The 25467-nt window shown below is 48.8% G+C and carries 22 protein-coding genes; 16 read left to right on the plus strand and 6 right to left on the minus strand.

Annotated elements, in window-relative coordinates; all coding sequences use genetic code 11:
• Positions 1-52: 52 nt before the first annotated feature.
• Positions 53-283: an HPr family phosphocarrier protein gene (locus EJL91_RS21650; RefSeq protein ID WP_125144043.1), complete on the minus strand. Its 231-nt coding sequence runs from the start codon at positions 281-283 to the stop codon at positions 53-55.
• 284 nt (positions 284-567) lie between these two features.
• On the opposite strand from EJL91_RS21650, the gene mtaB reads away from it, so the two are divergent.
• From mtaB to EJL91_RS21725, 15 genes are all read left to right on the plus strand, one after another.
• Complete coding sequence (gene mtaB, locus EJL91_RS21655) at positions 568-1887, plus strand: tRNA (N(6)-L-threonylcarbamoyladenosine(37)-C(2))-methylthiotransferase MtaB (protein WP_125144044.1); 1320 nt, start codon at positions 568-570, stop codon at positions 1885-1887.
• 509 nt (positions 1888-2396) lie between these two features.
• Entirely contained in the window at positions 2397-2660 is a 264-nt protein-coding gene (locus tag EJL91_RS21660; protein ID WP_125144045.1) for an IreB family regulatory phosphoprotein, read from the plus strand.
• A 150-nt stretch (positions 2661-2810) separates the two neighbouring features.
• Positions 2811-3281 carry a Holliday junction resolvase RuvX gene (gene ruvX, locus EJL91_RS21665; protein ID WP_125144190.1) on the plus strand — a complete coding sequence of 157 codons (471 nt, stop codon included), beginning with the start codon at positions 2811-2813 and terminating at the stop codon, positions 3279-3281.
• A 58-nt stretch (positions 3282-3339) separates the two neighbouring features.
• Positions 3340-3636, plus strand: a complete 297-nt coding sequence (locus EJL91_RS21670; protein WP_125144046.1) for a DUF1292 domain-containing protein — start codon at positions 3340-3342, stop codon at positions 3634-3636.
• A 39-nt stretch (positions 3637-3675) separates the two neighbouring features.
• Complete coding sequence (locus EJL91_RS21675) at positions 3676-5343, plus strand: ribonuclease J (protein WP_125144047.1); 1668 nt, start codon at positions 3676-3678, stop codon at positions 5341-5343.
• Between the two features lie 78 nt (positions 5344-5421).
• Positions 5422-6054, plus strand: coding sequence for an endolytic transglycosylase MltG (locus EJL91_RS21680; RefSeq protein ID WP_125144048.1), 633 nt, complete (start codon positions 5422-5424; stop codon positions 6052-6054).
• Positions 6048-6689 (plus strand): O-methyltransferase, encoded by a 642-nt coding sequence (locus EJL91_RS21685; RefSeq protein WP_125144049.1) that lies wholly within the window; start codon positions 6048-6050, stop codon positions 6687-6689. The genes EJL91_RS21680 and EJL91_RS21685 overlap by 7 nt, the downstream gene beginning before the upstream one ends.
• A gap of 11 nt (positions 6690-6700) precedes the next feature.
• Positions 6701-7927: a peptidase U32 family protein gene (locus EJL91_RS21690; protein WP_125144050.1), complete on the plus strand. Its 1227-nt coding sequence runs from the start codon at positions 6701-6703 to the stop codon at positions 7925-7927.
• 51 nt (positions 7928-7978) lie between these two features.
• Positions 7979-8788: a YdcF family protein gene (locus tag EJL91_RS21695; RefSeq protein WP_125144051.1), complete on the plus strand. Its 810-nt coding sequence runs from the start codon at positions 7979-7981 to the stop codon at positions 8786-8788.
• A 79-nt stretch (positions 8789-8867) separates the two neighbouring features.
• Complete coding sequence (locus EJL91_RS21700) at positions 8868-11792, plus strand: insulinase family protein (protein WP_125144191.1); 2925 nt, start codon at positions 8868-8870, stop codon at positions 11790-11792.
• Between the two features lie 112 nt (positions 11793-11904).
• A complete protein-coding gene (gene era, locus EJL91_RS21705) occupies positions 11905-12807 on the plus strand; it encodes a GTPase Era (RefSeq protein ID WP_125144052.1) in 903 nt (300 codons plus the stop codon).
• Positions 12808-12909: 102 nt separating this feature from the next.
• On the plus strand, positions 12910-13557 hold the full coding sequence (gene recO, locus EJL91_RS21710; RefSeq protein ID WP_125144053.1) for a DNA repair protein RecO: 648 nt from the start codon (positions 12910-12912) through the stop codon (positions 13555-13557).
• A gap of 96 nt (positions 13558-13653) precedes the next feature.
• On the plus strand, positions 13654-14316 hold the full coding sequence (locus EJL91_RS21715) for a hypothetical protein (RefSeq protein WP_125144054.1): 663 nt from the start codon (positions 13654-13656) through the stop codon (positions 14314-14316).
• A 19-nt stretch (positions 14317-14335) separates the two neighbouring features.
• The gene (locus tag EJL91_RS21720; protein WP_125144055.1) at positions 14336-15724 is read left to right on the plus strand and encodes a glycine--tRNA ligase; all 1389 of its coding nucleotides are present in this window, start codon (positions 14336-14338) and stop codon (positions 15722-15724) included.
• Between the two features lie 73 nt (positions 15725-15797).
• Positions 15798-16364 (plus strand): hypothetical protein, encoded by a 567-nt coding sequence (locus EJL91_RS21725; RefSeq protein WP_125144056.1) that lies wholly within the window; start codon positions 15798-15800, stop codon positions 16362-16364.
• Between the two features lie 99 nt (positions 16365-16463).
• Here the strand turns inward: EJL91_RS21725 and EJL91_RS21730 are convergent, their stop codons facing one another.
• From EJL91_RS21730 to EJL91_RS21750, 5 genes are all read right to left on the minus strand, one after another.
• Positions 16464-17135 (minus strand): cyclase family protein, encoded by a 672-nt coding sequence (locus EJL91_RS21730; RefSeq protein WP_125144057.1) that lies wholly within the window; start codon positions 17133-17135, stop codon positions 16464-16466.
• 132 nt (positions 17136-17267) lie between these two features.
• Entirely contained in the window at positions 17268-18386 is a 1119-nt protein-coding gene (locus tag EJL91_RS21735) for a PTS sugar transporter subunit IIC (protein WP_125144058.1), read from the minus strand.
• A 102-nt stretch (positions 18387-18488) separates the two neighbouring features.
• Positions 18489-19529, minus strand: a complete 1041-nt coding sequence (locus tag EJL91_RS21740) for a sugar ABC transporter substrate-binding protein (protein ID WP_125144059.1) — start codon at positions 19527-19529, stop codon at positions 18489-18491.
• A gap of 108 nt (positions 19530-19637) precedes the next feature.
• Positions 19638-20495: a response regulator transcription factor gene (locus tag EJL91_RS21745; protein ID WP_125144060.1), complete on the minus strand. Its 858-nt coding sequence runs from the start codon at positions 20493-20495 to the stop codon at positions 19638-19640.
• A complete protein-coding gene (locus EJL91_RS21750) occupies positions 20474-22270 on the minus strand; it encodes a cache domain-containing sensor histidine kinase (protein ID WP_125144061.1) in 1797 nt (598 codons plus the stop codon). Before EJL91_RS21750 ends, EJL91_RS21745 begins: the two co-directional genes overlap by 22 nt.
• Before the next feature lie 561 nt (positions 22271-22831).
• Here EJL91_RS21750 and ppdK point away from each other — a divergent pair.
• The gene (gene ppdK / locus EJL91_RS21755) at positions 22832-25462 is read left to right on the plus strand and encodes a pyruvate, phosphate dikinase (protein WP_125144062.1); all 2631 of its coding nucleotides are present in this window, start codon (positions 22832-22834) and stop codon (positions 25460-25462) included.
• The last annotated feature ends 5 nt before the right edge of the window (positions 25463-25467 follow it).

Below are 25467 nucleotides of genomic sequence, written 5' to 3' on the forward strand. Positions count from 1 at the left end.
GGCAGCGGTTTTTTCCGTCAACAGTGCGTATTTTTTTGTTGAAGGTAATCACTTATACAATGTATGGTGCTAAGATGGTCAGAATCTCATCAATTTCTGATTCAGAATGGATGTTCAGATCGATAGGCTTGGACAAATCAAGGCTGAAGATACCCATGATGGACTTTGCATCAATTACATACCTGCCGGATACAAGATCAAAATCGACATTAAATTTTGCTAAATCATTCACAAAGGATTTAACTTTATCAATAGAATTTAAAGAAATACTAACTGTTTTCATGAAAAAACCTCCTCTTGCTGCTAAGTTGTTACAGCGTATTATGATGGTAAAATGCTAACTCTATACTACCGAGATATGGAGGAAAAGTCAAGAGAGAGATTGTATGAAATCAGGTGCTTTGCCGTTTCTGTGCATCACGCAGCATGTTACTGTGCACAGGCAGTATTCCGCGAAGCGTATGATTGTTCACGCCGGATTGTATTCCACGGGCCGGTCTGCTAGGTACAGAGCGGCTGATTACAGTTTAGTCCGTCCGGTCAAATTTTAGTTTAAGGAGAATGACAATGAAAAAAGCAGCACTGCACAATCTGGGATGCAAGGTAAATGCCTATGAGACAGAAGCCATGCAGCAGCTCCTGGAAGATGCCGGCTATGAGATCGTGCCCTTTAAGGAAGGGGCCGACGTATATATTATCAACACTTGTTCCGTAACAAATGTGGCGGACAAAAAATCGAGGCAAATGCTGCACCGCGCCAAGAAGATGAATCCGGAATCCGTTGTTGTGGCTGTGGGCTGTTATGTCCAGGCTGCGAAGGATGATTTGGAAAAAGACAGCGCAGTGGATTTAATAATTGGAAATAATAAGAAAAAAGATTTGGTGGAGCTTTTGGAACGGTATTTCGGCGACAGGGAAGAGCGTGAGGAAGTGATTGACATCGCCGCGTCCCATGAATACGAAGAACTTCACGTTAAAAAAATTGCGGGCCACACAAGAGCCTTTATTAAGGTCCAGGACGGCTGCAACCAGTTCTGCAGCTATTGCATCATTCCTTACACAAGAGGACGGGTCAGAAGCCGTGCTGTGGAGGATGTGGTGAGGGAAGTCGAAGGTCTGGCGGCAGCGGGATATAAAGAGATTGTCTTGACGGGAATCCACCTGAGCTCCTATGGTGTCGATTTTGCCGGGGAGAAGAAGGAAAATCTGCTGGGGCTTATTCAGAAGCTTGATAAGATAGAGGGGATCGAGAGAATCCGCCTTGGTTCGCTGGAACCGCGCATTATAACGGAGGAATTCACTTCTGCCCTGGCATCCCTCAGAACGATCTGCCCCCATTTCCATCTTTCCCTTCAGAGCGGATGCAATGCAACCCTGGCCAGAATGAACCGCCATTATACGGCGGAGGATTATTTGGAACGGTGCGGGATTCTCAGAAAACACTTCGACAATCCGGCTGTCACGACGGATGTGATTGTCGGATTTCCGGGAGAGACGGAGGAAGAATTCGCCGCCACAAAAGAGTTTTTGGAGACCGTCCGGTTTTACGAGATGCACATTTTCAAGTATTCGAAGCGGGAGGGAACCAAGGCTGCCGTGATGGAAAATCAGGTGCCGGAGCCGGTGAAATCGGTCCGCAGTGAAATTCTTCTTACACTGGAGCGTCAAATGTCTGGGGCATACCGCGAATCATTCCTTGGAAAAGAGACAGAGGTGCTTCTGGAGGAGCCTGTTATCATAGAAGGCGATACTTATATGATGGGGCATACCAGACAGTATGTAAAGGCAGCGGTGCCGTTCAGGGAAGGGCTTAAGAATGCCACGGTTAAGGGGATTTTGAAGGGGAAACTGACGGATGAGATTCTCCTTCTGGAAGAATTAAGGTGACTGTTAACGCGGGATATTACCTGTGAATAGTATTGGAAAGGCACAGCGGACTATTGTGAATGGTCTGCTGTGCCTTTTGCATTATTTATAAATGTGGTAAAATGGAATGATAGGATATGAGAACGGATGAAGGAAAGATAGGTAAAAAACGACAGGTGAAAAATGATAGATGAAAAAGCGGTGGAAGAATATAACGGTAGAAGAAAAACGGCAGGGGAGAAAGAATAGATGAATAGGGAAGCGGGAATAGGGGGGATAAGGAAAAGAACTGGTGGCGTCCCACTACGCCGCAGTGCACAACTTCCATTCCGCTGCGCTGCATCTCAGTCGCGGGCATTCGCCCTATGAAAAAACAACCAAGCATAACTCCTTATGTGAGCAAGCTCCCAACAGAGTTATACTTGGCCGTTTTTTCGCACTGCTCAAAGCGGGCGCGAAAATTTCTCTTGCCGAATGGGGGTTTTTAATGTAGAATAGATAAGAGTAGTTTAAAGGACGTGGATAAAATCATGGGCGATATTAGTAATACACAATATTTTAAGGCAGTACAGGAAGAGAAGAAGCTGGAAGTTAGCCAGGTTCTGGAGCAGGTTTATGTTGCTTTGACTGAAAAGGGGTACAACCCTATTAATCAGATGGTCGGGTATATTATGTCTGGAGATCCGACCTATATTACCAGCCATAAGAGCGCCAGGAGCCTGATTATGAAGGTTGAGCGTGATGAGATTCTGGAAGAACTGATGAAGGTTTACGTGGAGACAAAACTTAAATAGTCCGGGCTGGCCCCGGGGATTGGTTTTGTGGGACGGCTTTTGGCCGTTTTCTTTTGTTCTGTATGATTACGGAACAGATAACAGCGTAAGATAGGAAAGGCAGGACGGTTGGCGATATGCCAGCTTGTTTTGTTATGGGTAAAACAGCTTATGAGAGTGATGGGACTTGACTTTGGGTCCAAGACGACGGGGGTGGCGGTCAGCGATCTGCTGGGTTTCACGGCCCAGGGCGTTGAGACGATTACCCGCAAGGACGAGAATAAACTGCGCCAGACGTGCGCGCGGATAGAAGAATTGATTGGGGAATACCAGATTGAAACGATAGTTTTAGGGTATCCTAAGAATATGAATAATACATCGGGAGAGCGCGTGGAGAAGACTCTTGCATTTAAAGAAATGCTGGAGCGCCGCACCGGTCTGCCTGTGATTTTATGGGACGAGCGTTTGACTACGACTGCTGCAGAGCAGATTTTAATAGAAAGCGGAGTGCGCCGCGAGAACAGGAAAGCAGTGATTGATAAAGTTGCGGCTTCCCTTATTTTGCAGGGCTATCTGGATTCACTGGCTATCAGTAAGGAAAATATGGCAAATACACAGCCGATGGAACAGTCGGAGGAATAGTGCCGCAGAAGGCAACGGTGCGCCGGGATAATTCTGCAGGCAGGAAAGGAAAATCAGAATGGATACATTTGACAAAATTATGGAAAACAGCGACGATATGATTACGCTCCAGACTGAGGATGGAGAATCAATCAGTTTTTATGTACTGGAAGAGACTAAGATGAATGGGGAGACCTATCTTTTAGTGACCGATTCAAAAGAGGAAGACGGCGACTGCTATCTTTTAAGAGATAAATCAAAACCGGAAGACCCGGAAGCATCTTATGAATTTGTGGACGATGACGGAGAACTTGATTACATGTCCAAAATTTTTGAGGAGCTTATGAGCGACCTGGGAGTAGAGATCGAAAAATAAATGAAAAATGAAAATAAAAGACACACGGAGGTGCAATCTTTGAAACAGGATATTAAACAAAATAAGGTAAAGATCATTCCGCTCGGAGGACTGGAACAGATCGGCATGAACATGACTGCCTTTGAATATGAAGACAGTATTATTGTCGTGGACTGCGGTCTGGCATTCCCAAGCGACGACATGCTGGGAATCGATTTGGTTATCCCGGACGTAACATATTTAAAGAACAATATCAGCAAGGTGAAGGGCTTTGTTATCACGCACGGCCATGAGGATCATATCGGCGCGCTGCCGTACGTACTGAAAGACGTACCGGCTCCCGTATATGGAACAAAGCTGACAATCGGACTGATTGACAATAAATTAAAAGAACACAACATGACGAAGTCCATCAAACGCAAGGTGGTAAAACACGGCCAGTCCATCAACCTGGGCTGCTTCAGAATCGAATTCGTTAAGACGAACCACAGCATTGCAGATGCATCGGCTCTTGCAATTTTCACACCGGCCGGAATCATTCTTCACACTGGTGACTTCAAGATCGACTATACGCCTGTATTCGGTGAGCCGGCTGACCTGCAGCGTTTTGCGGAACTTGGCAAGAAAGGCGTTCTGGCGCTTATGTGCGACAGTACCAATGCTATCAGACCGGGATTCACCATGTCGGAGAGAACGGTTGGAAAAACCTTTGATTCCATTTTTGCAGAACATAAGAATAACAGGATTCTCGTCGCAACTTTTGCATCCAATGTAGACCGCGTTCAGCAGATTATCAACTCGGCCTATAAGTATGGAAGAAAAGTAGTGGTGGAAGGCCGAAGCATGGTCAATGTAATCGGCACGGCCAGCGAACTGGGATATATCAATATTCCGGAGGGAACGCTGATCGATATTGAACACCTGAAAAATTACAAGAAGGAGGATACGGTCCTGATTACAACGGGAAGCCAGGGAGAATCCATGGCCGCCCTTTCCAGAATGGCCGCCAGTCTTCATAAAAAAGTATCCATTATGCCGGGAGATGTGGTAATATTAAGTTCAACACCAATTCCAGGAAATGAAAAGGCAGTTTCCAAGGTAATCAACGAGCTTTCCATGAAGGGAGCCGAGGTTATTTTCCAGGATACCCATGTTTCCGGACATGCCTGCCAGGAAGAAATTAAACTGATGTATTCCCTGATCCGCCCCAAATATGCGATTCCTGTGCACGGCGAGTACCGTCATCTGATGGCTCAGAAGGGCCTGGCGGAGTCCATGGGTATTCCGAAGGAGAATGTCATCATCATGTCGTCCGGCGATGTGGTGGAGATTGGGGACGAGGGCTACAAAATCGAAGATCACGTTCAGGCGGGAGGAATCCTTGTGGACGGACTCGGTATCGGCGATGTGGGTAATATCGTCCTGCGCGACCGTCAGAACCTGGCACAGAACGGTATCATTATCGTAGTGCTGACACTTGAAAAATACAGCAACCAGCTCATGGCCGGCCCTGACATCGTATCGAGAGGTTTTGTATACGTCAGAGAGTCGGAGGATCTGATGGATGAAGCCCAGAAGATCGTGGATGCAGCCGTACAGGACTGCCTGAAACGCCACGTGAGCGACTGGGGTAAGATTAAAAATATTATCAGAGACAGCTTAAGCGACTTCCTCTGGAAGAAGATGAAGAGAAATCCGATGATCCTTCCGATTATCATGGAAGTGTAATACCGGTAGAGGATAGAAGCGCCGGGACCGGCCTGGAATGCAGGCCGGAATCCGGCGGATAGACAGGAGTGACCGCGTATGAGCCGGACAACAAGAGAAATTAACAGGATAACCACGACAATTATCAGCATGTCAATCAGGCTGCTGTTCTATGCTCTTGTATTTTTCCTGCTTTATGAAGGCATCACCAGAGGGTACAGTATCGGGCATGAGATTTTTTCTCCCACGGCTGTGGCCGAGGCGCCGGGTAAAGATATGGAGATTACGGTAAAAAAGGGCGAGTCCGTGTCGGCTGTGGCCGGAGAACTGGAAAAGAGCGGACTGGTTAAGAATAAGCTGATTTTTGTTATCCAGGCTAAATTTTATGATTACGAAGTATATCCGGGGACTTACACGCTCAATACGTCAATGACATCAAAAGATATGTTGAAACTGATCGATGAGAGTGGAATTGAGATCGAAAAAGCGAAAGCCAAAGAAAGCAGCGCCGAAACCGCTTCGTCTTCAAGCACTGAGGCGGAGAGCGGCAGCCAGGACACGCAAAGCCAGGAAAGCGGCGGTGCGGGTGAGGGAACTGCAGCGGCCGGCGTAAGCGCCGCGAATGAAAACGGCGGCAGCGCGGTTGGCGGCGAAGTGAATAACGGCAGCGCGGCCGACGGCCTTCCGGCCGGCGACGTAGCCGATGAAGATGGAGCTTATGAGTCATGGTAGTAAATGAGAGAATAACATCATATATCAATTCTCTGGATACGGGAAACGGCAGTCTCTGTGATGAAATAGAAGAGGAGGCTGTTTCTTCTTATGTCCCGATTATCAGAAAAGAGACGTCGGCTCTGTTAAAGACCCTTGTGGCAATGAAACAGCCAAAGGAAATTCTGGAGGTGGGCACCGCAGTGGGTTATTCCGCTCTGCTGATGAGCCGTGCGATGCCAAAAGACTGCCACATTACAACAATTGAAAAATACGAAAAACGTATTCCTATAGCGAAAGACAATTTTAAAAGGGCAGGGGAAGAAGGGCGGATCACCTTATTGGAAGGTGATGCAGAAGAAATTCTGAGCGCGCTTTCCGGCCCTTATGATTTTATATTCATGGATGCGGCCAAAGGGCAGTATATGCACTGGCTGCCCGTTATCCTGAAACTGCTTCCCAAGGGGGGCGTTCTGGTATCCGACAATGTGCTCCAGGACGGCGATATCATCGAATCCCGGTATGCGGTGGAGCGCAGGAACAGGACTATCCATGCGAGGATGAGGGAATATCTTTATACGCTCACCCATATGGAAGAATTTGAGACATCGATTGTCCCGATAGGGGACGGAGTCACAATCAGCGTAAAGAAATGAGGACCTGGAATATGAGAAAACTGGAGCTTTTGATTCCGGCGGGAAGTCTGGATGGGTTAAAGACTGCGGTAATTTACGGAGCCGATGCCGTCTATCTCGGCGGAGAGGCGTTCGGCCTGCGGGCCAAGGCCAAGAATTTTACCAATGAAGAGATTAAAGAGGGAATTGCCTTTGCACACGGGAGAGGTGTCAAAGTTTATATAACAGCCAACATCCTGGCGCACAATGAAGATCTGCCGGGAGTGGAGCGCTATTTTGAGGAGCTGAAGGAGATAAAGCCGGATGCGCTGATTATCTCGGATCCCGGCGTATTTGCCATTGCAAAGAGGGTCCTTCCCGATATGGAGATTCATATCAGCACCCAGGCCAATAATACCAACTATGGAACCTACCTGTTCTGGTACGGCCTGGGGGCAAAGAGAGTCGTTACCGCCCGGGAGCTGTCTCTGAAAGAGATACGGGAAATCAGGGATAAGATTCCGGAGGATATGGAGATAGAAAGCTTCATGCACGGGGCAATGTGTATTTCCTACTCGGGCCGCTGCCTGCTGAGCAATTATTTTGTAGGCAGGGATGCCAACCAGGGCGCCTGCACCCATCCGTGCCGCTGGAAATATTCGGTGGTGGAGGAGACGAGACCGGGAGAATACATGCCCGTATACGAAAATGAGCGAGGAACCTATATTTTCAATTCCAAGGATCTGTGCATGATTGAGCACATTCCGGAGATGATCGAGGCGGGAATCGACAGCTTTAAGATAGAAGGCAGGATGAAGACAGCACTCTATGTAGCCACGGTAGCCAGGACTTACAGAAAAGCGATCGATGATTATCTGAAGAGCCCGGAGCTTTACAGGGAGAATATGGAGTGGTATAAAGCGGAAATCGGGAAATGCACGTACAGGGAATTCACAACAGGTTTCTATTTTAATAAGCCGGATGCCACCACACAGATTTACGACAGCAACACTTATGTGAAGAATTATACGTATCTCGGCACGGTGGAGGAAGTCAGGGAGGACGGCCTAATCCGGATCGAACAGAAAAACAAGTTTTCCGTGGGCGAGACAGTGGAGATTATGAAACCGGACGGCAGGAATCTGGAAATTCAGGTTGCGGCCATTTACGATGAGGAAGGAAATCAGATGGAAAGTGCGCCCCATCCCAAACAGATTCTTTATGTGGATCTGGGAGGAAATGCGGAGTACTATGATATTATCCGCAGAAGCGAGATGTAACGCTGCAGATACTGTTTACATTGGAGGTTTACCCTACAAAGGAGGAAATCAATGACCTGGATCTTGGAAGGCGCGGCCGTTTTATGTCTGCTTTACTATGGGATTATCGCACTGTATTCTGGGCTGTCCACTTCGTTTGCACTGTTCTGGCCGTCGATGGCCGTTGTTTTTGCGCTGCTTGCGGCGGGGCTTCATTACTATAATAAGCATCCTCAGTCGGTTCCCCACTGGCTGCCGGTGTCGGTAGCCACATTTTGTACGGCCTGCGCCGTCATCTTTGTGGCGGTGGAGCTGATGATTGGATGGAGCGCTATTGCATCCAGCCGGCGGGCCGCCGAGTACGTGATTGTGCTGGGAGCCAAGGTGAGGGGCAGTGAGGTGAGCAATTCCCTGAAGAAAAGGCTGGACAGGGCGCTTAATTATGCGGAGAATAATCCGAATACCGTACTGGTGCTTTCGGGCGGGCAGGGAGCGGGCGAAGATATCAGTGAGGCCAGAGCCATGTATGATTATCTTCTGTACAACGGCATTCCCGAATCCCAGCTTCTGCTGGAAGAGCAGTCAGTCAACACGGTGCAGAACATTGTTTACAGTAAAAAGGTAATTGATTACCAGGAAAAATATAAGGCCATGGCTGCGAAAGAAAGCCTGATGGGCAGCTACAGGGAGCGGTCCGACTCCGTGAAGATTGCGGTTCTGACCAGCAATTACCATGTTTTCAGGGCCAAATCCATTGCGAAAAAACAGGAAATCTACAATGTTTCTGGGATTGCAGCCCCGGGAGATCCTGTTTTAGCCATACATATGTGGGTAAGAGAAGGTTTTGCTGTACTGAAAGACAAATTTATGGGTAAAATGTAAGAAAGGAATGTATTGCCGTTTATAGACTGAGAAAAGGCAAACGCCGCAGACAGCGATACGAACAATCAGGAAAAGGATGATGAGAATGACAGTGAAGGATTTAAATGCATATCAGGTAATAACAGAAACGTATGTAAAAGAATTAAATTCAGAAGCAATGATCCTGGAGCACAAGAAAACCGGCGCCAGGATTTTCCTGCTTTCTAATGAGGACGAAAATAAGGTATTTACCATTGGCTTCAGGACACCTCCGTCCGACAGCACGGGAGTTCCCCACATTCTGGAGCACAGCGTGCTCTGCGGATCGGAAAAATTCCCTGTAAAGGATCCGTTTGTAGAACTGGTAAAGGGATCCCTCAACACATTCTTAAATGCCATGACTTATCCGGATAAAACGGTTTACCCGGTAGCAAGCTGCAATGACAAGGATTTCCAGAACCTGATGGATGTCTATATGGATGCTGTGCTTCATCCCAATATTTACAATGAGGAAAAGATCTTCATGCAGGAAGGATGGCACTATGAGATGGAATCCGAGGACGGTCCCGTCACCTACAACGGAGTCGTTTACAATGAGATGAAGGGAGCCTTTTCATCACCGGAGAGCGTACTGGACCGGTATACGAGAAATGTGCTTTTCCCCGACACCTGCTACAGCAACGAATCGGGAGGCGCTCCGGATGTGATTCCGTCCCTGACCTATAAAGAATTCCTGGATTTCCACAGCAAATATTATCACCCGTCCAACAGCTTTATCTACCTTTACGGCGATATGGATATGGCGGAGAAACTGGACTGGCTGGATCGGGAATATCTGAGCCGCTACGACAGGCAGGCGGTAGATTCCGAGATTCATATGCAGAAACCATTTGATAAGCCGGAGGAACGCGAAATCTTTTATTCCATTACGGATTCCGAGCCGGAGGAACAGGCGACCTACCTCTCCGTGAATACCGTCGTGGGAGACGATCTCAATCCCCTCCACTATATGGCGTTCCAGATTCTGGAATACACGCTGATTGATGCGCCGGGAGCTCCATTGAAAGAGGAACTTGTAAAGGCGGGAATCGGCCAGGATATCCTGGGCGGTTACGAGAACGGCATTTTGCAGCCCTATTTTTCCGTGATAGCCAAGGATGCAGACAAGGAACAGCTGGGTGAATTCCTGGCCGTGGTCAAGGGCACTCTGCGGAAACTGGCCGACCAGGGGATCAATAAGAAGAGCCTTCTGGCCGGCATCAATTACTATGAGTTCCGTTACAGGGAGGCAGACTTCGGTTCGGCGCCCAAGGGACTGATGTACGGTCTCCAGAGTATGGACAGCTGGCTTTATGACGGTGATCCTCTGATGCATCTGGAATATGAAAAGACATTTGAATTCCTGAAGAAAGCAGTGGATGAGGGATATTTTGAGAACCTGATCCGGACCTTCCTTCTGGATAACCCGTTTGAAGCTGTCATCACGGTCAGCCCGAAGCGCAATCTGACGGCCATCGAGGATGAAAATTTACGGAAGAAGCTGGCTGAATATAAGAAGAGCCTTACGGAAAGTGAAATTAAGGTCCTGGTGGAAAAGACGAAGGAACTGAAAACCTATCAGGATACCCCGTCACCCAGGGGGGATCTGGAGAAGATTCCTCTGCTTAAACGTGAAGATATAGAAGAAAAACCGGAGAAACTCTGCTTGGAAGTGAAGGAGATGGACGGAACGACCGTGCTCTGCCACAATATGTTCACATCCGGAATCGGATACCTGAAGGTGATGTTTGACACAAACCGGGTGCCGTCGGAGGATCTGCCTTATGTCGGCCTCCTGAAAGCCGTTCTGGGTTATGTGAACACAAAAGAGCACAGCTACAGTGATCTGGCTAATGAGATCAATTTAAACAGCGGCGGAATCAGCCTGAGCGTAACCTCTTTCCCTGATTTATCGGATCCGGAGAAGTTCACGGGAGCCTTTACTGCCAGTGCGCGCGTGCTTTACGATAAGCTTGATTTTGGTTTTACAATGATTGGTGAGATGCTTATGGATTCCATTCTGGATGACGGAAAACGTCTCGGTGAAATTGTGGGAGAAATGAAGTCCAGGAGCCAGGCAAAGCTGAATGCAGCAGCCCATTCCGCGGCAGTGGCAAGAGCCACGTCCTATTTTTCGGCCACCTCTGCTTTCAACGATGTGACGGGAGGAATTGCCTATTATCAGTTCCTCGAAGATATGGCGAAGAATTACGACGCGAAAAAAGAAGTTCTGATGCAGAAGTTAAAAGAGACGGCAGGACGCCTTTTCACGGCCGATAATATGACGGTGAGCTACACGGCGGACGATGCGGGATTTCAATATCTGGAATCTGCCATGAAGCTTTTAAAGGATAAACTTCCAAAGACCGGCGGCCCGGCGTATCCGTTCGTATGGGAAAAGGGCAACAGGAACGAAGGTTTCATGACCTCTTCACAGGTGAACTATGTGGCGCGCTGCGGCACCTTCTCCGGCAGCGGATATTCCTACACGGGTGCGCTGCGCGTATTAAAACCGATCCTGGGTTATGACTATCTATGGCTCAATATCCGTGTTAAGGGCGGAGCTTACGGTGTCATGAACAGTGCAGGACGGTCCGGCGAGGGATATTTTGTATCCTACCGTGATCCGAACCTGAAAGAGACGGATCAGGTCTTTGAGGGCGTGGCAGAATATCTGGAGCAGTTCGATGCGGACGAGAGGGATATGACGAAATACGTAATCGGCACTATCAGTGATCTGGATACACCGCTCTTACCTCCCTACAAAGGAGCCAAAGCAGTTTCAGCCTGGTATTCAGGCGTGACCGACGAGATGCTTGCGGAGGAGAGAAGACAGATCCTGACAGCGAAACCGGAGGATATCCGCGCGCTGGCAGGCATTATCAGGGCTATCTTAAGCACAGGAAGCTTCTGTGTGGTGGGTAATGCCGAGAAAATCAAAGAAAATAAAGAGCTGTTCGGCAGCATAAAGAACCTGTTTAATTAAACGGGAAAAGATTGAAACAACGAATGAAGAATAAATGTAACGGTTCATACGCTTAAAGTTTCCAGAAGGCAGTTTTCAAAGCGTGTGGACCGTTACGGATGAAGGAGCATGAATGCAGGATAATTTAAAATCAGGATTTGTAACTTTAATAGGAAGGCCGAATGTGGGAAAATCCACGCTCATGAATCATCTTATTGGACAGAAGATCGCGATCACGTCCGATAAGCCGCAGACGACCAGGAACAGAATCCAGACGGTGTATACGGACGAAAGAGGACAGATTATCTTCCTTGACACCCCGGGCATCCACAAAGCAAAGAACAAGCTGGGGGAATACATGGTCAGCGTGGCGGAACACACGCTGAAGGAAGTCGATGTGATTCTGTGGCTGGTGGAGCCGAGCACATTTATCGGTGCGGGAGAGCGTCATATCGCAGAGCAGCTTAATAAGGTAAAGACACCGGTCATGCTGGTCATCAATAAGATTGACACGGTAAAGAGAGAGGAAATCCTCACCTTTATCGCAGCCTATAAGGACATCTGCAAATTTGCCGAGATTATCCCCGTGTCGGCGTTAAAGGAAATCAATATCGAGGATGTAAAAGACTGCATTTTCAAATATCTGCCCTGCGGCCCGCAATTCTACGACGAGGACACGGTGACAGACCAGCCCATGCGCCAGATTGCCGCCGAGCTTATCAGGGAGAAAGCCCTGAGAATGCTGGATGACGAAATTCCTCACGGCATTGCCGTTGTTATCGACCAGATGAAGGAACGTCCGAACGGACTCATTGATATCGACGCTACGATCGTCTGCGAACGCGAGTCCCACAAGGGAATCATTATCGGGAAGAACGGCGGGAAGTTAAAGAAGATTGGGACCTCGGCCAGGACGGAGATCCAGAACCTGATGGACACCCAGGTGAACTTAAAACTCTGGGTTAAGGTCAGAAAAGAGTGGCGTGACAGTGATCTTTATATGAAGAATTACGGTTATAACCCGAAGGATATATAGAGTTACAGGCACGGAGTGAACCGTAACTCTATAGAAGCTCAGAGGACACAGCTTTCCAGAACTGGAAATCAGTGCCCTGAAAAAGGTCAGGAGGCGGAAGTTTTGAGAGAACTGGTTAAAACCACGGGTATGGTGCTCAGCGCATTTCCGGTAGGGGAATACGACAAACGTCTTGTCATCCTGACAAAAGAGCGGGGGAAAATCACTGCCTTTGCAAGAGGGGCCAAAAGGCCGGGAAGCCTGCTTCGGGCGTCCAGCCGTCCCTTTGCGTTCGGCGTGTTTTCTCTGTCGGAGGGGCGGGATGCATATAACCTCTACGGCGCTGAGATAGAAAATTATTTCGAGGGCCTTGAAAGGGACATGGAATGTGCCTGCTATGCCTCCTATTTTGTGGAGTTTGCCGACTATTATGAGAGAGAGGGGATTGAGGGGACGGAGATGCTTAAGCTTCTCTACCAATCCTTCAGGGCCCTCTTAAAACCTGCAATCCCAAACAGGCTGGTACAGCGGATTTTTGAGCTTAAGGCCATGTCTATTAACGGCGAGTACACGGAACGCCCGGGCCGGGCCGTCAGTGAGTCGGCCGTGTATGCCTGGGAATTTATCGTATTTTCACCGGTGGAAAAACTGTATACGTTTCTGCTTACCGATGAGGTGTTTGAGGAGTTCAGACGCTGCGTCGAAGATAATAAAAAGCACTACATAGACAAAAAATTTCATTCCCTGGAGATCCTGGAGGCAATTGTGTGATTCCATGTAAAGAAAAACCGGGGCGCCTATTGAAAATAAAGGAAAAAGAAGGTATACTATAAAAACTTGATGCAAAACTATAAGGGAGGATGAGTGATGAAAAAGTCAGGACTGCTTTTGGCAGTTGCTGCTGTGGCCGTAATGCTGATGACAGGCTGCGGTTCCAGGCAGAAAAGTACATTCTCTCCGTCTGTAAGCTGTGTATATGTGGCGCAGGATGGCGCAGTTTCCAGTGCGCTGGTTCAGGAATATGAAGGAGATGCTGTCGACGGCAAAGATTTACAGAAGTATCTGGAAGCCGCTGTGATCCGGTTCAATCAGGAGAACGGGGCCGAAGGGCTGGCGGAGAACAAGATGGGAGGCAGTAAGCTTCCTGTATCGTTACAGAGTTCCACCGCCGACAAAGGCGTGCTGAAGGCCATATTCGACTATGCGTCCCTGGAGGATCTGATTCATTTCCGCCAGACAAATGACAACGAGGATATGAGCAATTCGGTCACGGCTCTTGAGGTAAAGAAAACTGCCGATGCCGATACGGCGGGCTGGTTCGCCGATGCGAAGTTTGTGAAAGCGGACGGGAAAGAGGCTGCGGCGGACGAGATAAAGTCGAATGCCGAGGCATCTGTCGCTATGATAGAAGGCGGCGGTAATGTGATGTTTTCCGGCAAAGTCCTTTACATGACGGAAGGTACAGAAAAGAAAGATGAATACACGGTAACAATACCGGAGGGCGGCAAAGCCCTGGTCGTGTTCAAATAGATAGGAGGATAAATTAAAGATGGAAAAGACAATGGAAAAAATTGTAGCCCTTGCCAAATCAAGAGGTTTTGTATACCCCGGTTCTGAGATTTACGGCGGACTTGCCAATACATGGGACTATGGTAACCTCGGTGTGGAGCTGAAAAACAATGTAAAGAGAGCATGGTGGCAGAAATTCGTACAGGAGAGCCCGTACAACGTAGGCGTTGACTGCGCAATCTTAATGAACTCCCAGACATGGGTAGCTTCCGGCCATCTCGGCGGATTTTCCGATCCTCTTATGGACTGTAAGGCATGTAAAGAGCGTTTCCGTGCCGACAAGCTGATTGAGGACTATATGGATGAAAAAGGAATCAAAATCGAGGGTTCCGTTGACGCCTGGTCCCAGGAAGAGATGAAAAAGTACATCGACGACAACAACATCTGCTGCCCAAGCTGCGGCAAGCATGATTTCACCGATATCCGCCAGTTCAACCTGATGTTCAAGACATTCCAGGGTGTAACGGAGGATGCCAAGAATACCGTATATTTAAGGCCTGAGACTGCCCAGGGTATTTTCGTTAACTTTAAGAACGTACAGAGAACTTCCAGAAAGAAGATCCCGTTCGGAATTGCCCAGGTTGGAAAGTCCTTCCGTAATGAGATCACACCTGGAAACTTCACATTCCGTACAAGAGAGTTCGAGCAGATGGAGCTTGAGTTCTTCTGCGAGCCGGATACCGACCTGGAGTGGTTCGCATACTGGAAAGATTACTGCATTAACTGGCTGAAAGCGTTAGGCATTAAAGACGAAGAGATGCGTGCAAGAGATCACGAGAAGGAAGAGCTGAGTTTCTACAGCAAAGCCACAACGGATCTGGAATTCCTGTTCCCGTTCGGCTGGGGAGAACTCTGGGGTATTGCGGACAGAACCGATTATGACCTGACACAGCATCAGAACACATCCGGACAGGATATGGCTTACTTTGATGATGAGAAGAAGACGAAATATATCCCTTACGTAGTTGAGCCGTCACTGGGCGCCGACCGTGTGACACTGGCATTCCTCTGCGCAGCATATGACGAGGAGGAGATTGGAGAAGGCGATGTCAGAACCGTCCTTCATTTCCATCCGGCGCTTGCACCTGTAAAAGTAGGCGTGCTCCCTCTGTCCAAGAAACTGAACGAGGGTGCGGAGAAGGTTTACGCAGAGCTTTGCAAATACTACAACTGTGAGTTTGACGACAGAGGCAACATCGGAAAACGTTACAGAAGACAGGATGAGATTGGAACACCGTTCTGTATCACCTATGACTTTGACTCCGAGACAGACAACGCTGTTACGGTCAGAGACCGTGACACAATGGAGCAGGTACGTGTTCCGATTGCAGAGCTGAAGGATTATTTTGAGGATAAATTCAGATTCTAAAACAATGATATAAGACAGCTCGGGGCCGGAATCACCTGTGATTCCGGCCCTGCTTACGATCGGAGGAGAAGTGATGGCGAAACGAATCTGCCCGGGATGCAGAAAAATCTATCCGCAGGATGTCATTGTATGCCCGGAGTGCAAAAAAAGGCTGGCTGATATTGAATATGATTTTGAAATGGCCCTGTCTATGATGAAGGAACCCGTTCTGCTGACGGGCAGCCCGGAGATAGAGACGGTGTATCTGGAGGAAGGCCTGAGACGGAGAAACATTCCCTTTTTCGTGGAAGAGATGCAAAACGCCGTGCCTACGGATAATTACCGTGAGAATACCATCGATATAGTTCCGGTTACAAATTATTATGTGGACAGGAGCAGTTTGGAAGAGGCATTGGCTGTTCTTAATGAGGCGGCGGAGGAGTCTGAAAAGGACAGGGCAGAGCCTGTCATTTTTCTTGATATGCCGGAAGAAGAGGATGAGGCAGGCGGGGAAGAAGATGAGGCGGACAGAAGCGGCGGTGGATTTCGAAAGGTTTTTACCGAGATGGCTCCATCCATGCGGTTCAATGTTCTGGTTATAGGGCTGGTGGCGTTTTTTGCCTTCCTGGGACTGTTCCTGGCCCTGATTTCTTTGGGTTGACAAGGGCCTTCGGTTACAGTTTAAGAAGCTGCAGCCGGAGGCCTTTTTTAGTAAAAACGTCCTTAACATGGGTGCGCTATTCTACTTTACAAAACGATGTCAAACCAGAGCCATCAGCCGCACCCACACACCACTCGCCCCTTTAACGGCGGGAAAAGTTCCGATGGTACTGCAGTGCGTGCAGCCCAATTTTTCCAGGTTGCAGACGTTTTCTACAATACAGATGCCGTTTCCCATCAGAATTTTATGCACCTCTGTATCGCTGCCGTCCACGCTGATGCTTTCAAGGGCAATAAAGCGGCTTTTCTTCGTCACCAGGTATTCTGCCGCTGACGGTGCGAGGCGGATATAACCTCTGTTGATATAACCGTCGCTGCCATCCGTCCATTTATCAGCATGGCCGGTGTGGAGCAGAACCGCGTCCCTGTCGGGGATGGCGCCGTTTACCTCTTCCCACTGTCTCAGATCATCCTTTGTTACGGCATAATCATACTCCGGGACGGAGAGGTTCACTATGGTGGCCGGGCCGATTAGAACGGCCGGGTCAACCGTTTCAATGCCGCCCCATTGACTGCACACATGGAAAGGGGAATCCATATGGGTGCCGGTGTGGGGACAATAGCGTATCACTTCCAGGTTGTGAAGCGCGGGGCCGTCGCCTTCCCTGGAGAAGAAGTCTAATTCCGGGAGTGCAAGCGCCGGATCACAGGGCATATCGGCCTCTGCCGTATGGCTTAAATCTATTAGTCTGTTTCCTTTTAATTCGATCATATTTCTATCCTCCGTTATCTGATTAATCGGGTTTTACCCAAAGGGTAAGATGTCAGTGACTTTCGCTGCGGTTCACTCACAAAAACATCTCGCGAGATACTACCCGTGAACAGTGACGTATTTTCCGTATGGTTAAACTTCTGCATTATCCGCTTCCGGTTCATCAAATCCAAGAATCATGCCGGCAGCAAAGCTTACGCCCAGCGCGATCAATCCCGTGATGACGGCATGGACCAGGTTCATTGCGTTCTGTACATCCATGAAAATGAGGATGGAGGCTGCGGCAGGAGGCACGAAGGAAAATGCCCGGACCGTTACAAGGCCGGCATACAGGCCTGCGGCGGCGCTGCCGATCAGGGCGGCAATCATGGGTCTTTTGTAGCGGAAATTAGAGTAAGTGGATGGTTCGCTGGCGCCGCTTAATACGGCTGTGATTCCCATTCCGAAACACTGTTCCTTTCGCTTCTTATCCTTTGCCCTGACGGCGGTGGCCAGACAGGCGCCTCCCTGGGATACGTTTACGCAGAGCAGAGAAATGATACACAGCGCTTCATATCCGTTCAGTCCCACGGTAGAGATGGCGTCCAGAATGAAAGGCCACTGCATGCCGCACATGTTTAAGAACGGGAACATAACTGCGAAACAGATTTCCGCAAGCACATGGTTGACCGACTGAATCCACATGACAAAGGCGCGGATCAGCTCTGCGATTCCGTTGCCGATTGGTCCGATCACAATCACTGCGAGAAGTGAGGAGAGCAGCAGGACCAGCATTTGACCGAAGAAATTAAACAGGCTTTCCGGCAGCCGTTTTTCCACCTCGCGGTAGAGCAGCCCCATGACCCATACGAGAAGAATAATAGGCAATACGCTGTAGCTGTATGTAACGTCCGAGACAGGAAGGCCGAAAAAGGAGACGGCGCCCCCTGAAAACAGACTCAGAAAGTCCGGTGAAAACATGATTCCAACCGCGGCTACGGGGAGCAGGGCGGGAAGCTTGAAATACTTTGCCGCAGATACCGCCACCTCAAAGGGGAGAAAGTAGTAAGGGGCGTCTCCGATGGCGCTTAATATTGTGTAGGTCTGGCTCCCGGAGGGGAGGACGCCGCAGAGCGTCAGGATAATAATCAGGACCTTAATCAGACCTCCTGCCATAATCAGGGGAATGACCGGGATCATGCATTCCTGTATTGCCTTCATAATTCCCTGTAGAATGCGCAGGCCTGTGTTTTTTTCTTGTACCTGAGTCATAATAAATTTTTCCTGTAACTATTCAGATTCCGGATAGTTATTTTTCCTTTCATTTTTTTATCCTCAGGTGATAACGCATCAGCCAGGGCCCTTGGAGAAGGTTCACCACGAAAGATCATGTTCCAGATAATAATCTGCATTTTCCACCGTGATGGTATCGGTGGGTTCATAATAAAAATCGTTTAAAGTTTTTCCGTCCAGATAGCCGCAGAGATATTCAATTCCATCCAGAATCATGGACGGATGCTGCAGGACAGTCCCGTGAATGCCTCCTTCTGCCATGATTTTGAGCGTGCTTTTCTGGCCGTCGATGCCTACGACTGCGATTTGTCCGTCTGCCCCGGCCTCGCGGAGCGCCTGGTAACATCCTTCCGCCATATTGTCGTTCTGGCAGATGACACCGTCTATGTTATCGTAAATCCGGAGACAGTCCTCCATCACGCTTTTTGCATTTTTTACCGTAAACTCACCGTCATATTCACCGAGAACATGAATCCGGCTGCTTCCGGCGAGCACATCCGCAATTGCCTGGCCGCGGTCGATTGTACCCGAGGAATCAGGAATCCCGGTGAGCTGGATGACATTCCACTCCTCTTTATCGGGAAAACGCTCCTCCAGTATCTGCAAAAACAGCAGGGCGGCTTCTTTTCCCATGGAGTAGTGATCAGCTCCCACAAAACTTACAACCCGGGCGGAGGGTGAGCTGCGGATGCGGTTATCCACGGTGATAACAGGAATACCCTTTGTATTTGCGTATTCGACCGAGGAGAGGCAGCTCTCCATTGTGTTCGGAACGAGTACAATTCCGTCTACGCCGCTGTCTGCCATGTTCAGGATATCCTGGTTCTGTTGTTTCTGGCTTCCGTCTGCATCGAATAGAATAATCTCTGCCCGGAGACTCTCTCCGTTTTCCGGATATGCCTTTTCCACAAGCTCCTTCATTGCCTTCCGGTAAGCGAGCCGGGTGGTGGGCATGCTGACTCCGATTGTATAATAGCCTTCTTTAACAGCCGGGGGTTCCGGCTGTTCTTCTCCGGCCCGGCTGCACCCTGCGATCGGCAGAAGAGACAGGAGTATCCCAAAGAAGTATAATTTATGAAGAACAGGCCTGATTTTACCAAATTGTAAATTTGTCTTTTTCATTTCTATCTTTCCGTCATTTTTGACTAAATTTATTATAACTGAAGTGAAAAATTGTTTAAATACACCATTTTTTCACTTTTGCGTCTTTTATTTACTTTTTGCCTGCCGTTACTGTCCGATCAGCCACATGGCGTTTTCACGGTATTTGCTGGGAGTCGTGTTTTCAAGTCGTTTAAAGATTTTCAAAAAATGCTGGAAATTCGGATATCCGACCAAGTCTGCAACCTCGTACACCTTATAGCCGGGATCGCGGAGCAGTTCTTTTGCCTTATCGACTCTCAACTTCTGAAGATATTTATTAAAACCGGTCCCCTCCACCTCGGTGAAGATCCGGGACAGATAGGACGGGTTAATGTAGACCTGGGCCGCGACCTGTTCAAGGGAAAGTCTCTCTCCATAGTGAAGCTGGATATATTCTTTGGCCAGGCGGACAATTGCGCTTTTGCGGCCGCTTACCTCCGGCGGCAGTTCCTCCGAAGATTCGGGTGATTCACAGCCGGTCTCCTCCTCATCCGGAGGCAGTGGAAAAGGAGAGGAGTGGTTTTGAAGGCCGTTTCGAAGCAGTTCCATCTGCTCGCGTTCTTCGATTTTTTCCAGACATCTTGTCACTGCTTCGAACAGTGCGTCGGCGGAGGCCGGTTTGAGCAGGTACTCAACGACACGGCCGCTGGAGAGCATTCTGCGGGCTGCTTCAAAATCACTGTATCCGCTGAGTCCTATCACGGCGATATCGTATTTTCTCCGGCAGATTTCCTCTAAGAGCATGACTCCGTCCATACCCGGCATCCGGATATCAAGGATCATGATATCCGGTTTAGCTGTTTCCATGATCCGAAGGGCGTCCAGACCGTTTTCAGCCTCGTAAAGCGCCGTGATTCCCAGACGTTCCCATTCAATTTGCTGCAAAGCATATTTTCTGGCGGCTGGTTCATCGTCCACGACTATCATTCTATATTTTCGCTGCATTTGTTTCTCCTTTCAAGCGGCACTTCTAATATCACGGTGGTACCTAGTCCCGGCCGGCTTTCCATTGTAATGCCGTAGTCCTCCCCATAGGTGATTCGGATCTGTTCCCTGATATTGCGCAGGGCATAGCCTTTACCGCGGACATGGTCAAAGGCGGTCATTTCGGAGAGCACTTCCCTGCATGTTTCATCCGACATGCCGATCCCGTCATCCTGCACGGTGAAGCGGAGTCTCGTACCTGCTTTTTGGAAATTGATTCGGAGGCGGTGGTTTCCGGGTTTCTTTTCAAAGCCGTGGACAATGGCGTTTTCTACGATTGGCTGGTACAACTGCTTTAATGAGATATAAGAGTCCATATCGGGAAAGGTTTCTATCCGGCATTCCATAGCCTGTCCGTAACGCATCTGTTGGATCTGCAGGTAGGCATGGAGCAATTTAAGAATCTCATTCAAGGGGATTTTTTCCTGCCCCCCAGCCAGATTCAGGCGGAAATACTGGGACAGCTTCAAAATCATGGCGGCGGAAACATTTGCCTTCTCTTCGTCTGCCTTGCAGTAAATCGTGTTCAGGGTATTGTATAAAAAGTGTTCGTCCATCTGGGACTGGAGAGAAGAGAGTTCCGCCTGTTTGCGGAGGAGCTGCTGCACATAGACCTCATCGATCAGCTTCTTCAGCCGGATGATCATATGATCGTAGGCATGAAGCACAAGGCCGATTTCATTTTTGCCTCCGGAAAAGCCGAGGGGTTCCAGCTGCCCTTTTTCCATCAGTTCCATTTTCTTCTGTAGTTTTCCAAGGGGCCGGACCACCAGAAAATAGAGGATCAGTGACCCGAGCAGAACGCCGGCCAGACCGGAAATAAGCAGGATGGCGATAAATTTGCGGTCTGCAATGCCCGTATAAATCAGCTGTTCCGGGACTGCGCACATATATTTCCAGCCGTCCTCGAGAGAATTATAGTAACAGACCAGCCATCGCCGCCCATCGGCTTCGGCAAAATAGCTGCCCGTATTTTCCGTTTTGGAGTAAGCTTCCCTGAACAGAGGATTCTCTGCCAGCGTTTCATCCGGCATAATGGAGCCGTCGTCCGGGGCGTCGCAGTAGAGAAGGCGCCCCTGATAGGAGCCGATTACGTTCAGGCTCCCCTCCCGGCCGCGCAGGCCTGCCGTGATATTTTCCAAATACCCGTTCTTCAGCACGCAAACAAGGGAAGCGCCGCCGGTATTTTCACCGCCCGGGATGGCTCTCCAGCAGGCCAGGCGTGTCTCACCGTTTTCACCGGAGGGGAGCAGGGACCAGGTGGTCTGGCCCTGCATGCCGTCAAGCCAGGCCTGGTAAAGAAAACGTCCCCTTCCTTTCGGATCCGGAAGCTTTTCGTCCGGGTCGGACGAAAGGACAGAGGGTGGGTTATCTGAAACGAGATACATATGTTCAATATAGCTGTTTGGCCAGGAACTCTGTCCCAGGGCAAGGAGAAGGCCGCTTTGGAGTCCTGGTTCCCACGGGGATTTGAGATACTTTTTTAAAAGTTCCAGAAATTCTCTGTTTCCCGACAGCGTTTTACCGGTGTTTTCAAGCTCTTTCATGACGTCCTGCATCAGCAGGGAGGTTTCATAGAGTCGTTCCGCCGTCTGAGTTTCGGCCGCTTTCAACTGTGCCTGCCTGGACGTGCCGATATCGTAGGAGCCGAACGCAGCGGCAGGAATCAGAATGATGAGAAAAACAATCATCGGAATCTGAATCTGGATTTTTTGATACCAAGGAATTTTTTGCATTTTTTCACCTCACCCCATTTTTGTAAAGAAAAATACCTGATTTGGCATTTATTTTAGCGTATTCCGGAATAAAGTACAAGACAGTCTCCCTGCTTTCCGGGACTGAGGTTAAGAAATGATAAATTTTGTAAATAATTTGGAAATATTTCTGGAAAACCCCTTTACTAGAGGAAAGTTTATGTTATAATATTCACGATGGGCGGATTGAGCAGGCGCATATCCAGATACCCATTGCAGCGTCATGTATGCATGTAAGCAGCAGTGGACATCTGGATATGCGCCTGTAAGAGTGGGACCTGAGCGTGCATTTAAGCGCCTATTGAGTAAAAAAGCTCCGCGCGGATGCACATTTGCGCGAAGATGCAGTACGCCGCAAAGCGGCCGCACGCGGGTCCGGAAGCCGGGCTCTTTACTTTTGGGAAAATAGACGTTTAAATGTGCGCTTGCGAGAGCGTACCGCAGACGGACAGGCGAGGAACTTCAGTCTGTGGGCAGTCTCAATCCACGTCTCATCAAAACATGTAAATGTTAAACATATAAACTTTAGGAGGAAGAAAACTTATGGCAAAATGGGTTTATAAGTTCGAAGAAGGCAGTGCGGCAATGAGAAACCTTCTCGGAGGCAAAGGCTGCAACCTTGCAGAGATGACCAACTTAGGAATGCCGATTCCACAGGGCTTCACAGTAACAACAGAGGCTTGTACAGATTACTACAACAGTGGAAAACAGATCACACAGGAAATTCAGGATCAGATTTTCGAAGCAATTACCTGGTTAGAGAGTATCAATGGTAAGAAATTCGGCGATACGGAAGATCCGTTACTTGTATCTGTACGTTCCGGTGCACGTGCATCCATGCCTGGTATGATGGACACAATCCTGAACCTTGGCTTAAATGACGTTGCGGTAGAAGGCTTTGCAAAGAAGACAGGAAATCCAAGATTTGCATATGATTCTTACAGAAGATTTATCCAGATGTATTCCGACGTAGTTATGGAAGTTCCGAAGTCCCATTTCGAGAAAATCATCGATGCGATGAAAGAAGAAAAAGGCGTACACTTCGATACAGACTTAACTGCCGATGACTTAAAAGAACTGGCAGCCAAATTCAAAGCTGTTTACAAAGAAGCTATGAACGGCGAAGAGTTTCCACAGGAGCCGAAGGATCAGTTAATGGGCGCTGTTAAAGCCGTATTCCGTTCCTGGGACAACCCGCGTGCCATCGTTTACCGCCGTATGAATGATATCCCTGGCGATTGGGGTACCGCAGTAAACGTACAGACTATGGTATTCGGTAACAAGGGTGAGACAAGCGGTACAGGCGTTGCCTTTACACGTAACCCATCCACAGGTGAAAAAGGCATTTACGGTGAGTACCTGATCAATGCACAGGGCGAGGACGTTGTTGCAGGCGTTCGTACACCACAGCCAATTACCCAGTTAGAGAACGATATGCCTGACTGCTACAAACAGTTCATGGATCTGGCTATGAAGCTGGAGAAACATTTCCGTGATATGCAGGATATGGAGTTCACAATTGAAGAAGGCAAACTTTACTTCTTACAGACACGTAACGGCAAGAGAACAGCTCCGGCTGCACTTCAGATTGCCTGCGATTTAGTAGACGAAGGCATGATCACAGAGGAAGAGGCTGTTTGCAGAATTGAAGCAAAATCCCTTGATCAGTTACTTCACCCGACATTCAACCCGGCGGCATTAAAGGCCGGCGAAGTCATCGGTTCCGCTCTTCCTGCATCACCAGGCGCTGCAGCAGGTAAAGTTTACTTTACTGCTGACGAAGCAAAAGCAGCAGGCAAAGGCGGCAGAGGCGAGCGCGTAATCCTGGTTCGTCTGGAGACTTCTCCAGAGGATATCGAGGGTATGCATGCAGCTCAGGGTATCCTGACTGTCCGCGGCGGTATGACAAGCCACGCAGCCGTAGTTGCACGTGGTATGGGTACATGCTGTGTATCCGGATGCGGCGAGATCAAGATCGATGAGGAGGCTAAGACCTTCACACTCGGCGGACATACCTTCCATGAGGGAGATTACATCTCCTTAGACGGTTCCACCGGTAAGATTTACAAGGGCGATATCGAGACACAGGAAGCTTCCGTAAGCGGAAACTTTGAGCGTATCATGGTATGGGCCGACAAGTTCAGAACCTTAAAAGTTCGTACAAATGCCGACACACCGGCTGATACTTTAAATGCTGTAAAACTGGGTGCAGAGGGCATCGGCCTTTGCCGTACGGAGCATATGTTCTTCGAAGCCGACAGAATTATGAAGATCAGAAAGATGATCCTTTCCGAAACAGTAGAAGCAAGAGAAGAAGCGCTGAACGAATTAATCCCATTCCAGAAGGGTGACTTCAAGGCAATGTACAAAGCCCTGGAAGGCAGACCAATGACAGTTCGTTACCTGGATCCGCCGCTGCATGAGTTTGTTCCTCATACAGAAGAAGAGCAGGCTGAACTGGCTAAGAACATGGGTCTTACCTTAGCAGAAGTAAAAGCAAAAGTTGACGAATTACACGAGTTCAACCCAATGATGGGTCATCGTGGCTGCCGTCTTGCAGTTACCTATCCGGAGATTGCAAAGATGCAGACAAGAGCCGTTATGGAAGCTGCTATCGAAGTAAAAGAAGAGTGCGGATTTGATATCGTTCCAGAGATCATGATTCCGTTGGTAGGCGAGAAGAAAGAGCTTAAGTTCGTTAAGGACGTAGTAGTTGAAGTTGCCGAGCAGGTTAAGAAAGAGAAAAATTCTGACATGCAGTACCACATCGGTACCATGATCGAGATTCCTCGTGCTGCTCTTACAGCAGACGCTATCGCTGAAGAGGCAGAGTTCTTCTCCTTCGGTACAAACGACTTAACACAGATGACATTCGGATTCTCCCGTGATGATGCAGGCAAGTTCCTGGATTCTTACTACAAAGCAAAAATTTACGAGTCCGATCCATTCGCAAGACTTGACCAGACAGGTGTTGGCCAGTTAGTAGAGATGGCAGTTAAGAAAGGACGTCAGGCACGTCCTGACCTTAAGTGCGGTATCTGCGGCGAGCACGGCGGAGATCCGTCTTCTGTAGAGTTCTGCCACAAAGTAGGCCTTAACTACGTATCCTGCTCCCCATTCCGTGTGCCGATCGCACGTCTGGCAGCAGCTCAGGCAGCTCTGAATAACAAATAATTGCG

This window comes from Clostridium transplantifaecale (genome assembly GCF_900626075.1).
GTDB lineage: Bacteria > Bacillota > Clostridia > Lachnospirales > Lachnospiraceae > Otoolea > Otoolea transplantifaecalis.